Here is a 13473-nt window from a genome sequence, read left to right as displayed (position 1 = left end):
GCCATCAGGCAATGCCAGCTCAGTTACCAGTGCCGGCTCGCCCTGCTGTGCCTGCTGCAGGTTGTACAGCAATACGCCACGCGTGCCGGCCGCTGCAAACAGGTAGCTGGCGCTGGGATCAAGATATTGATCATAAATAGCGCCTTTGCCATCCAGCTGATAAGCACCCAACATCCGGTACTCAAAGGCCTTTTCCAGCCGTTGTTCGCGGCCATCACGGTAGCGCACTGTCACATCAACCTTACCCAGTGAGCCGGCCGGTGTGATCACTTCAAGCCGTTCGGTATCCAGCACTTTAATGCTGGCGGCAGGCACTTCGACCTCGCCAAACCATAGTTGCAGTTGTTCAGTACCTGGCTCAAAACCTTTACCACTGAGCACCACTTTAGTGCCACCACCAACGCCGCCGACAGCTGGCGTCACGGCAGTTAGCCGCAATGGCTCCACATATTGTACTGCAGCTAATTTTTGCGTGATAAAACCACGCTGGTCGCGCAGCTGCATGGCGGCTGCGCCGGCTTTACCGGCTGGCACCGCTACCCGGTAACTGTTGCCCTGCTGCGACACTACCCGGCCGGCACGACCGGCGATACTAAATAACGGCTGTTGTGCAGCTTCAAGCAACGTAACGACAACTTCACCACCTTCGGTACTTACGCGGTGCGGCACAATAGACAGGATCTGTGGCTCATTACCACTGTCCAGCGCGGTGGTAAAGTTCAGCTGATAGTCCATCAAGCCTGCCGAGCGCCGGCTCAGTGGCTGTTGTGATAACTGCAACCGGTATTGCTGCTGCGGCTGTAACGGCTGTTGCGGGGTCACGCTGACATGGGCTGGCTGCTGTGCCGACCACTGGTATTGCACCGCCGTTAGCTGGCCTTGCGCAGTACCGTCCTGCCAGTACAGCCGGGCATACTGGTTCAGGAATGTCTGCGCATCCGCCTCGTTGGTAAACGGCAGTGGCCGGTTAAACTGCAGCCGAATAGCCGCATCCAACGGCACTGCTGCTGCATCCGGCTGAGGATAGCTGTGCACCAGATCCAGCAGATAGGTGTCAATCAGCGCCAGTTTGGTGCCACCTGCAGCACTGTCGGGCTCTACAAAATAGCTGGCAATGGCCACCGCATCCTGTGTCAGCAGCGCGGTATGCCAGTTACAGCCTGTTTCACATAACGTCATCACATCCTGCAACGGCAAGCGCTGTGGTTCGGTTAAATCAAACAGTGCCAGATAGCCATTGTCCGGTTTAACGCCTTTTTGCGTATTAATAAACTGCAGTGCGGTGGTTTCACCGGCGGCCAGTTGCATGGCTTTGCCCGGCAGGTTAAAGCCAAACGCCTGATAGGATTTATCCAGGCGCCAGCTGCTTGCCGCGCTTGGCTTCCAGCTACTAAGCTGGTCGCTGCCATCCAGATAGTGCTCTGACAACCAGCGGCTGGCAACCTGCGGTGTTAATGCCGAAAAGCCCAGCACCGGCAGTTCAGGCCGGCTTAGATCCAGCAGCGCTGTTCCCGTACGTGAGGCCATACCCAGATTAAAGCTGCCGCTAAGCGCCAGGCTGTGGCCGGCGATGCTGGCTTGACGGATCTGTGGCGTATACAGGGTGCCGTCCAGCGCAATTTTGTCGATTACCGCACTGATAAAGGGTTGCGCCGGCGCGCTGATATTGATGACCAGTACGCTGTTATCGGTTACCGCCAATAGCAGGTTGTCTTTTACCAGCAGCTGTTTAGGCGCTTTCTCTAATGGCAGCCTGATGCTGTTAACCACGGCACGGTTGTCTTCGCTATCACCATCCGGTAACTGGTTAACACGGTCCAGTACCAGCAAATAAACATCGCTCTCGTACGGGTAATCAATAAACGGGAAAGTAGCACCCTTAGCGCTGACATAAACATGCTCAGCCCCCAGTGCCAGTGTCTGTACTGTCAGGCTTTGCGGGAAATTGTAGTAGCCCAGGCCGTGCATCGGTGCTGCGTCCTGCAGCGCGTCGGGGCGATAATGCACCAGTGCCAACCAGCCCGGCGCATAGTAACGGTTGACATAGCTGGCTTCGGTAACGTCTTCCGGACCATCTACCATCCCAGCGTTAACACCATTGCCCAGCACATAGGCTAAGCCCAGGCTGGCGTCACTGGCCAGTGCGGCGATGCGCCCCGGCGGCAGCAACAACGGGTCAATATAATTGGTTCTTTTACCGCTGTTATAATCCTGAATTTGCTCCATCGTCAGCGGGCTGCGGGTTTCCAGCAGGCGGTTAACCGATAAGCCGCCGTAGAACAGCGCCTTGGGTAGTACCGAGCTGCGGCCGCGCTCGTCGGTCAGCTGTAAATCCACAAAACCACGGAACTGCTGGCCGAAGTCCGGCACTCGCAGCTGCATGCGCTGGGCGCTGTACAGCCGCAGACGATCGTTATCAACCCGCTGCGTTATAGTTTGCCCCAGGCCGTCATTGCGTTTGGCAGTTAACACCACTGTGGGGCTGAAACCGTAACCGGCCAGCTCAACCACATCATTTTCTCCGCGCTGCGACGCGCTGACAAAAGGCGGCGTGACATGCGTCAGTTTCAGCATATCAACATAAATAAAGGCGCCGGGTACTACCAGCTCTGCACTGTGTGGCTTTTTCAGCACCAGCGCCGCCGGGCCCGGGTAATTCGGTACCGTTACTGCAGTAATGATGTCAGGGTCTTGCTGTGTCGCCGCTGCGACAAAACGGGTAATCCGCAGTGGCTGGCCGCCCAGTTCCAACTGCATATCGGCCGAGAAGTTACGGCCCTGAATTTCAATCTCGGTGCCACCGCCAATATCGCCCTGGCCCGGTGTCACTGCCAGAAACTGAGGCGTTAAACCTGCCTCAGCATGTTGTGTCATAAAGCGGAACTGATAATCGTTCTGTAGAGGATAGCCGGTTAACGGCCTGGTACCGGCGACAACAGTGACATAATAATCGGCACTGCTTTGCAGCGTTTTACCGACCGCCAGCTCGCCAATAATAATGCGTTTGTTTTCACTGCCATCCGGGTTTAACGCAAAACGCCAGGCAAACCACTCTGCCAGTTGCTGGCCAATGTCAGGATGGCCCTGACTAAAGCGTACCAGTTCAGCTAACTGCTGCCCCTCTGCCAAAGGCGCAGAAAACTCCAACCGGATGCTAAGCTGCTCAGTATCAACCTGCTGCGCATCCCGTGCCGGCGTGTGGCCGGTAACCGTTAGCTCAGGGAAGTCGACATCAATAATACCCTGGCGGCCGGCGGCCAGTTGCATCCGGCCCAGTGCAAACTGCACATCGGTGGCAACAAAGTCATCAGCAGTAGCCGGCCGGTGCGTCAGTACCGGAATGCTGTTGTCCGTCAATGCCGGATTTAGCACCGCCAAATCAATAATTTCGGCCAGACCTTCGACCGCAACACCTTCCTGGTCGCGATAAAAGGTGGTGACATAGGCTTTGTTGCCAATCACTTCAACACTGCCGGCACCACCATTGCTGTAATCACTACGCGCGGCGCGCAGCTCAAGGGTTTTTTGTAGCCGCAGTTGCAGCGGGTCGGCAATATTAATCACATGCAAGGCACCATTGCCCTGCCAGGCTGCCATATCGGTCAGGTACAGGGTATTGCCGACAATGGTCATTTGATTGGCAATGCCGGCGGTATCCAGCGTTGCGACAATTTGTAAACCGGGGCTGGCCAGATCAGCTACCACCAGGCCCTGATAAGAGGCGGCAATAAAGGCATAGCGGCCTTTTACCTGCACATCCCGCACAAAACCATCAGGCTTGATAAAACCGACATGGTAGGGTGCCTGTAAGTCGGCAATATTCACCACCTGCACACCACCAGCGCCATTGGCAATCAGCGCTAACTGGCCGGCGGTAGTGACATTGTAAGTATCGCTGTAGGGTAAATCGACCTGACCGGTTAACACATAGGGTAAGCCAAACTGTTCATCTTCGTTGCGCTTATGGAACAGTAACAACTGGGCGGCTTTATCCTGATACAGCGCGCCGGTATCAGGGAAATCTGCCATATCGCGCTGTAATTGTTTGGAGAAGTCTACTTCGTCGCGGCAGGTGACGCAGGTATCGGCCGCTTTAGCCGCTACCACTATGCCGTCGGCTGCAGAGAGCCCGGTAATAGTACCGGCAAAAATTTCTGCACTGCCATTAATCAGTGGCGAGTGTAACCAGCGTAAGCCTTGCTCGGCAGGTTGCTCCAGCTCGTAATAATCGGCAAGGAACAAGCCGGTTTGCGGTTTATAATTCTGTTGCTCCTTAGTTAACGGTGCCAGCTGCGGATCCTGACTATAGGGTGCATGCACCGACCAGGCGGCCACCAGACTTTGCTGTTGGGCGCCGCTGGCAAACTGTGCCAGCTTGCTGTAATACACCTGCCGGGCAGCATCTTTTGGCATCGCTTCCAACGAACCTGGCGCTTTTAACGTTGGCTGCCAGAACCGGGCTTCACGCTGTGCCAGTGATACCTCATACACGGCCTGATACGTAGCCGTATGGGCGCCAGCACTGACGAGTGTATCAACCCGCACCCGCTCATTGGGCTTTTGCTGGCGGCTAACAATATTACCATCGGCGAAGCTGCTCCAGTATACATAGGTATGGCGCGCCGGATCGCTCGGTGCCAGCCCCAGTTGGCTACCGCCCTGATCATCGTAGCTTAGCTCGCGTTCATTTTGCGCCAGCTTAATCCAGTTACCGGCATTGTCCTGATATTCACGGGTCCAGACCTGAGTCACCCGACGCTCGGTAACCGAGCCAATATCCTGCACAGTCACCATACTAACGACAGTTTCGCCGGCCGGCATAATGTCGCCGCTTACCGGACTGATATTGACAATTTTCGGTGCCACGGTGTCTTCGACCACACCGATGTGTACCGGTAAAGAATAGCCGGCCTGATTTAACTTATCGTAAGCAACGGCTTGCAACACTATACCGGCGGCATCTGTTGGTGGCGCCACTGAGGCGTAAAACAGGTTGTTAATACCGGTTTGGCCGTCCCCACCCTGATAGCTCTGGGTCAGAGTGACATAAGGCCGGTCATTTAGCAGCAACTGCACCCGGTCGATACCTTCCAGACCCAAATCGTCGGTGACTTCAATAAACACATCCAGCGTCTGGCCGCGAATAACATAGCTGTTATCACTGGCAGGCTGCACAATTCGCGCCTGAGGTGGCGTGTCGGCCACTACGGTAAAACGCCGTTCGGCGGACAAGGCCGACTGGTAGCCATCAATATCAGTGGCGATGGCACGATAAGACAGAATATCACCCGGACTTAGCTGATGGCTGTCCTGTGCGAAGGTAAAGGGGGCACTGGCATCTTCTGCTACCAGCCTGAAGTCTTGCTCCGTCTGCGGATTTACCGCCCGGTACAACCGTACCTTGTCCACGCCTTTTTCCGCGTCGGTGGCATTAACGCTAACGACAAAGCGACGGCCCTGCGTCAGTTCAGTGGTATTGCCCAGCGACACGCCAGTGCTGTCGAGCAGTATAATACTGTCAACTACCGGCGGGCTGTTGCGCCGCAGCACCGTGTCTACCGCAGCCGTTACCGTATTGCCGGCGCCATCACTGGCTTCCACCTGTAAGTGCATAGCCAGTTGCTGCACGCTGTCGTCCGTTACACCATACTGGGCAAAACTGCCGACATCTATGGCGCCAGAGTAGGGCGCTGTCAGCAAAAACTGCTGGCTGATCACTTCTTCGGCACTAAACTGGTTATCACGGTTTTTATCTACCAGCAGTGCCAGCTTGATTACGCCAACTTCGACGTTATCCAGCACCTCCAGATAATATGGCAGTTGGCCGTTTTCAGATACCATGGCCGCCTGTTGTGGCTGACGGACAATCAGCTCCGGTGCCTGGCTATCCTGCGCTACGCTAACAGTCACTGCCGGCGTGCGGACTATTCTGGGTGTGCCCTGGTAGCGCAGCTCAGTCGCTTCGGCAATCAGCTGCAAATCTTGTCCGGCCTGGCCATAAGGCAGTTTCACCAAAAACTCGTACGGCCAGCGCACATCACTCAGCGTTAATGGCCCGGTGACCAAACCGTTCACGGTCAGGCTGACACTGGCAATGCCGATATCGTCTACCGCATTAACCTGCACCAGCACATTCTGGCCTTCGATATACTGCTGGCCGCTTAGCGGCGTGGCAATTTCAGCTACCGGTACTTCGTCACCAACCAAACGTAAACTCACGGTTTCGGTGGCCGTATGCTTATCCGGATCGTTAAAGCGCGCACCATAGCTGTCCAGCGCTTCCACTTTAATACTCAGCTGATTCAGCGCGGCATTGTCAGATAATGCCGGGGCTTCGAACACATAGCTGTAAGGTGCCGCAGTCAGGCGCCGCGTGCTCACTACTTCATCACCGCGCAGCAGCGTGGCGCGCACTGAATCAATGCCAACGTCGTCATAGGCATGCACATTGACGGCAATACGGCTGTGTTCTACCACAGCAGCCTGCGGCAATGGGCTGACAATATCAACTACCGGCCGCTCATCAATTTTAAGCTGGAACGCCTGTTCCAGCTGATACCGGTTGCCAGACACATCTACTGCCACCAACGATAACCAAAGATCAAACTTGTCTGCGTCATTAACGACAGCCCCGTCAAACATGGCGTACAACTGCGCCAGACGCGGAATGGTTACCGGCTGTTGATAAATCGGCGTATCAATATTCAGTGTGGTAACGGCTTCAAAGTCAAACGCCGGAATATTGTCAATTACCCGTTGCGGGCTGTCGGAATACGGTAATTTACGGTACTGCGACACATTGCGCATACCATAGCTCTGATACAGCTCTATGCGTTCAACTTTGACGTTATCAAAAGCACGGAAGTCAAACTGAACTGTACTGGCCTCCGTTAACAGAGCACCAGCGCCAGGCGACAACAATGCGACCTGCGGCTTAATGTCATCCGCCGCACCGATAAAGTGCAGCTCAGCAGAGCCGGTTGCCTGCTCGGTATCGGTAATTTGCGCCGTAAGCCGGACTTGCTGGTTGGCCTTAATCACTGTGGTAGGCAGCTCTAATACCGCCTCAATAATACGAATATGCGGGCTGTTGCTGCTGGCGAATTCATCGGCGATGGCGGTGCCATAGCGTGCTTCGTAATCATCATAAATCTGTTCCAGCGCTACTCTGTCACTGTCGCGCAGCTGACTGAAAACCGCTTCGCTGGCACTTAAAATACGCATTGGCACGCCATCGGCCAGAATAGTTACCGGCTGTTTTGCTAAACTGCGATCGTCAGTAGCCAGCATACGCACCAGCAAATTAAAGCTGCCAGCGGCAATATATTGCTGCTCAGCCGGGCTGACTATTTTAATACCCGGCGCCACATTAGCTTGCGGATGCACAATAAAACGGAAGCTACGTTGCTGGCCGGTATTGTCGGTAACGACAGCCTCATATTCCTGACTTTGATTAAAACTAAAGCGCAGCTTAGGCTTGCTGGTTGCACTGGTGATCAGATCAGCGTCACAGTTTACAGCAAAGTGCTGGTTGAACTCATTTACCCGGCCGCCATCGGCCAGCAAACGGTCAATAACGAAGTGCTGCAGGCCGGTATCATCCTGCAACTGAAATGTCATGTTAAAGTCGGCACCGGAACGCACCCAAAATTCAGCATATTCCAGCCGGGCGCGGTCAATAATGTCACGATGGGCACTAAACTGTTTTAACGCCAGTTCGGGTGGCAAATTCTCCAGCACGGGCAGCAACAGCTGCTGCTGACTCTGATGCCCCATGCGGTCAGTGGCCGTTAGCAGTAATGACAACTCACTGCCCGCGGCCAGCGTGGCTGGCAACTGTACTTTCTGCTGTTGCCGTTCACTGAATAACCCTACGCCATGTTGCGATACCAGCTCGTCGTTTATTTGCAATTCTAAGCTTGCCAGGTGCTGCGCATTGTCGCCAACTAAGGCCTGCAGCGTTAATTTTTGCCCGGCAATAACCACAGATTCCAGCCCCGGCTGGCTGATTTGCAGCTCTGGCACCTCAGTGTCCACCGCCAGAGGGGTATCCAGTAATGGGGCTTGTAACGTTACGCTGTCCAGATTGCGATCCAGCGCCACGGCAAATAACTGCAAGTGCTGTGCAAGAGCAGTTAATGGCACCAGTTCATTAATAACCTGATACACCGTATTGTTGTGCTCGCCGTTAAATTTGTGCAAAGCACTGAAAGCGATAAAAGCGCTGCCACTGGCAGACAGATTATCTGCCAGCTCTATGCCCAGCCGCACAGGGCGGCGACTTACAGGTTGCAGGCTGACACCATCGACAACACTGTCGACCGTCTGCTGATTGTTCAGCGACAAATGCAGTTTTTGCAGCTGCGGGTGGGGCACACCGGCCAGCGACTCGATACTTAGTATTGCTTCAGCGGTGTCGGCGCTTAATACTTGTTGTAGTTGCACACCCGTGGCAGCACTGACCCGGTGTTCCTGCCACATAGCCGGACACTGGCTGCGGTTAAGCCAACGCAGTACAAATTGCCAGTCGCCAGCCTGTTGCAACCGCAAGGTACTGCCCAGCGTCAAACTGGCCAGTTCGGCCGGTTGCGCGTTTAGTCGCTGTGCATCGGCACTGAGCAACCGCTTGTCGTTGCTCAGCAACTGCCAGTTGTTGTCTGCTTCCGGGTAACTAACATTAAAACTCAGGTTCGCTTGATTATTTTGCTGCACCTTGTCGGCTGTGACACTACGCTGCTGGCCAATACCTGACAACGAGGTCAGTAATGCTGCACCGAACACCGGCTGCTGGTCGCTGGCATAATCGTCTTCGAGTAATAACTGATAATAGCTGTAGCCACCGCGCACGGGCTGCACCGGCACTGCACGTTGCAGGCTGATGCGGGCAGGTTGATCCGGCACAATGGTAAAGCTCAGCGTTTTGCTGCTGCGGTTGTTGTTAATATCCCAGGCTTCTATTTCCAGCCGGATAGCTTTGCCTTGTTGCGGAATTGGCGCAAAGTCGGCCAGATCAAGCATTAGCGCAGATTCGTTATTTTCCGGCCGCACACTAACCGTCGGCAGGCTCAAACCGTCAGCCGCAGCCAGTGGCTGCTCTGGCTGCCCCGGCCAGTAAATGCGGTAACCGGCCACCGCCAGGTTGTCGCTGATATCTACCTTAATTTCTACCTTTTGCTGCTCTACCTGATTACCCAACGGCGACTGCAGCTGAATTTGCGGTGCCTGGCGGTCGGCCAGTAAACTGACATCAATAGCCGCTGATTCCGTGCTGTTGATTCCCTCATCATCGGCAATCAGCATAAAGCGATATTGGCGGTCTTCAGCTCCCCACAACGCTGGCGGGATCTCCAGCTCACCTTTTACTTCCAGCACCGCTATCTCGCGCACTATGGTAGTGCCGATAGTAACCGGATTAGGCACAGTAACCTTGCGCACGCTGCGTTTCTGACTCAGCCCACGCCAGGCGATAGCTGTATATTGGCCATCGGCATCTACCAGTACCGGGCGGACGTCACGCACATAGACATCATCGCTGGCTGTCGCCTGAACGCTGAATGTCTCACCCTGCAGTAAAACCTGCGCCTCTGTCGGTGCCTGCAGTACGATATCCGGTGCAGTGGTATCGTTTAACGCCGTTAGCTCAGCAATATCACTGCTGCTGACGCCAAAGTTATTGGTTGCCGTTGCTTTTAGCGTTAAAGCTGTACCATCTGGTACATGCGGCAAACGCAGGTCCATATCAAAACGGCTAATTTTTTTGCCGGCATCAGACGGGTTAGGCGTATTGTGCAACGTTTTTGTCAGCAACGGCTGCTGATCAGCCAACAGTTGCACGGTCAGTTGTTTTACATAGCCCTGGTCAGCGGCGCTGACGCTAACAGCAAAGGCTTCCCCCTCCATCAGCGCTGTGCCAGATGCCGGCGCCAGAATACTCACTTCAGGCGCGCTGGCGGCCATTACAGCGTATTGCCACTGCCGCTCACTGCGGTTGCCAAATTTATCTTCAGCATGCAGCGTCAGTGTTAGCTGCTCCACCTTGCCCACGCTATAGTTGGTGGTCTCGGTAAAATTGTTAGCCTGGCCGGTCAGGGTTTTCTGTACTACACCGTTAACGCTGAGCGAGGCTTTGCTGATCGGGCTGAGATCTTTGACCGCCCATTGGATATTGATTGGCTGTTCTGCTGTTAACACCGTGCCGGGCACCGGACTATTAATGCTGCTAAGTGGCGCGTCGTTATCCGCATTGAGCGTCAGCGGCATAGTACGCGCAGCAGATGTCTGGCCGGCACTGTCAGTTGCGGTGGCTTCAACCGTCAGGGTTTGCTGAACATTTGCCAGCGCCAGCGTACTAAAGTCGACACTGAACTGCGCCAGGCTGCGATTAGCCGCTACCAAACCACTGTCAGCATTTTGCTCAGCCTGCCATAACACGGTGCCATCAGCACTTAACAGCCTCAATGCCAGCGCAGACACTGCGATATCGTCAACGGCAAATACTGAAAACGTCAATTGCTCAGCAGCCGTCAGTTGCTGACGGCTGCTACTTAATTCGGTCACTTCCGGTGCGGTATCCGCAATCACTGCAATACGGCGCAGATCCTGGCTTTCATTGCCACGCTGATCCCAGACTCTGACGCGGACGTCATAGTGATCCGGCCCTTGCTGCTGATGACTATAAGCCGGTACTTCAGTCAGCAGCAACACAGAAAAGGCATTGCTGCCACCTGGGATTTGCTGCAACGCCACATCCTGAGCCGATACCACATCGGCGATATTGCCGGTCAACACAAAGCGGTTGCCCTGTTTGCGTAAGCCATTGAGCTGATAGCCCACGGCGCCGACATTGTCATAACCTGATACCTTTAGCGCAATCTGCTTACCTTCAATAACTTCAGACACCGCCACTTCACCCTGACGCCGGTTCACCGCCGGAGAGACAAACTGCGTGACGGGTGGCTGCTCATCCTGGCTCAGCGTAATGTCAACCGTTTGGCTTTGAGCCCGCTGACCGGCGCTGTCTGTAGCAACCACATGTAAACGTAGAGGTTGTGCACTGCCTTGTAATTGCGGGCTCTGGTAGACATAACGATAGGGCGGTACCACTGCCGTGCCTTGCTTTTGACCATTAACATAGAATTCCACCGATTTTACTGCGATGTCATCTGCTGCCGCGGCCATAATTTCAATCGGCAAGCCGGCCACCCAGCTACTACCCGCCACCGGCTGGGTGATGGCCGCAGTGGGCGGTTGGTCCGTTTTAATTTTTAACCGCACTGGCTCTGTCTGTGTCTCCCGGCCATGAAAATCTGTTGCGATCAGCTGCAGCGGCTGTACCGAGCCCAATAACTCAAGTGGGATGTTCAGTGCAAAACTGACTTGCTGTGCCGCTATGCTGGTAGCTGACTGTTCAATTGCAGAGGGGTCCTGAATGCGCTTGGTAAAAACCTCGCGATTATTAAAACGGGCACTGATCTGCGTACCCGCCAACAGGGTATCATCACTGACGGTTAGCACGACGTTCACCGGCTGACCTGCCACTACGTCCTGGTCTTGCTGTGGCGTTTGCAACACTAGTGTCGGTGGCTGATTTTGCTGAATGCGGATCAACCGTGCTGCACTGTCGCCCTGGTTGTTACTCATATGAATACGGGCAAATACCGCCCTGGAAGTCAGCTGTAACGACGACAACGGTACCTGATCGTCCAATTGCCATAACTGGAACATGTGGTCTGCGGTTTTGCCCGGACCTGTTACCACCTCGCGAATAACAAAGGTTGGCCGGGCCGCTTCACCCACTTTATTGCCATCCATAAAATACTCAACCCGGACTATGCCGGTGTTAACGTCTGCAGTGCGGATGGGCCCCAGTGGTATCGCCAGCTGATAACGCATCGGCGACTGCTCTACCAACCGTTGATTCTCGGTTGGGAACTCAAACTCATAGCTTGGTATTGGCGTAGTTTCCGGCAGCACTACCTGCGTCTCTGCCCGCGCCATCACTGAGCGCTGGCCGGCACTGTCGGTAGCGATAGCAGAGAACTTAAGGCTTTGCCCCAGCATGTCTTGCGATACCGGTATCGTTACCTGATACGGAGCTTGATACAGCTGCGCAATTGACAGATCATTTAAAAACACTTCCACTTTGTGTATGGCAACATCATCCACTGCCGTTATCTCAGGTACCAAGCGGCTATCCACTTCAACCTTGGCAGGCACCTTAAGCTGCAATTGCGGTATGGCATCACGGGCAGAAACGGCAACTTCACCACGAATTTGCGGGTTAGCCGCCAGCTCAGCGCTGAGCACAAAAGGCGCACCGCTACTGACCGGTTGTAGCGCAGTCAGGCTGTCAGCATGCAGTTTCAGTAACCCCTGCGCTGTTTGCGGCAGCGACAATGTTACCGGGTACCGATCACCCAACGCCGCCGTAGTGCCATCATCAAACAATGCCAGTAGGGGTGGTAAAGTGTAGGCCTTATTCAAACTGGCCAGGGCAACGCCCTCACTGCCGGTATCAAACTTCAGACCTAACAGCCGCTTGGTCAGATCGACCGTTACCGGCACAGTCAGTGCCGGCAGGCCGTAATATTGTACGGTGATATCTGCCTGGACGTTGCCGACATCGGAGCTGACATAGACCACACCGTCAGCAGTTACCTTCACTTTGTCCGGCAGTGACGAGCTGTAACTGACACCTACACCGGCACCACCTGTCAGCGTTTCACCACGAAACTCATAGTTAATGTATGGCAGCAACGTCATTGATTGCAGCACATCATTAATCACTAGCTGCTCGGGGAAAATACGCCAGCTCAGTGGCGTTTCGCTTACCTGATCACCGGTATATTCAATTGAAGACACAGCGGCTCTGTTGCCGAAGGCGTCCATCGCATAGGCATCTATTAGCACTAAACCATCACGGGCGATTTGTTCTGCGCTGAGGCTGGCAGACAACGGCAGGCGGATCTCAAATTCCTGCTGTTGGTTGGCCTGAGGGTATAAACGTTGTACACCCTGGCTGGAGGCAAAAGCGCTGCTTTTCGCCACCCCAAGTACACCGCCGGCCTGGCGTAGCGACGACGCGGTAATACCGGCAACGTCTACGGCAACATAAGCGATGTCACTATCATCTTCTGCCGTTAACCGGACAACCAGTTGCTGCGAGGCTTCGTTTTCTATTGCTACCTGCACGATCTGCAGGCGGGGGCTATTGGTTTCAGCGCTGAATTGTTCACTGTAGTGTTGTGAAGTGCCATCTTTCCATATCACATTTACCGTGGGCTGGTTATTTGCATTCGGCCAGCTAAAGCGGTAAGCACAACGCAGTCCGGCAACATCTTCATGCACTGGCTGTAACGTCACTGTGGGTTGGGTAACCAGTTGCACTTCTGCAATAGCCGGACAATCAGTTACCGAAAAAGTAAATTGCCAGTCAGCATCATCAGACAATGGCCTGTCTGCGCGAATATCCAT

Annotated in this window: 1 protein-coding gene (only partly in view); it reads right to left on the bottom strand. The window is 54.5% G+C overall.

What is annotated here, in order from left to right; all coding sequences use genetic code 11:
* Positions 1-13473, bottom strand: partial view of an Ig-like domain-containing protein gene (locus tag RNAN_RS12210; protein ID WP_008222201.1) — the 5' end (the start) only. It extends 23892 nt beyond the left edge of the window; only the first 13473 of its 37365 coding nucleotides appear in the window; the start codon lies at positions 13471-13473; its stop codon lies off the left edge, out of view.

Source organism: Rheinheimera nanhaiensis E407-8 (genome assembly GCF_000296695.1).
GTDB lineage: Bacteria > Pseudomonadota > Gammaproteobacteria > Enterobacterales > Alteromonadaceae > Alishewanella > Alishewanella nanhaiensis.
Note: the sequence above shows the minus strand (reverse complement) of the source record. Positions and strands in the feature narration are given on the sequence as shown.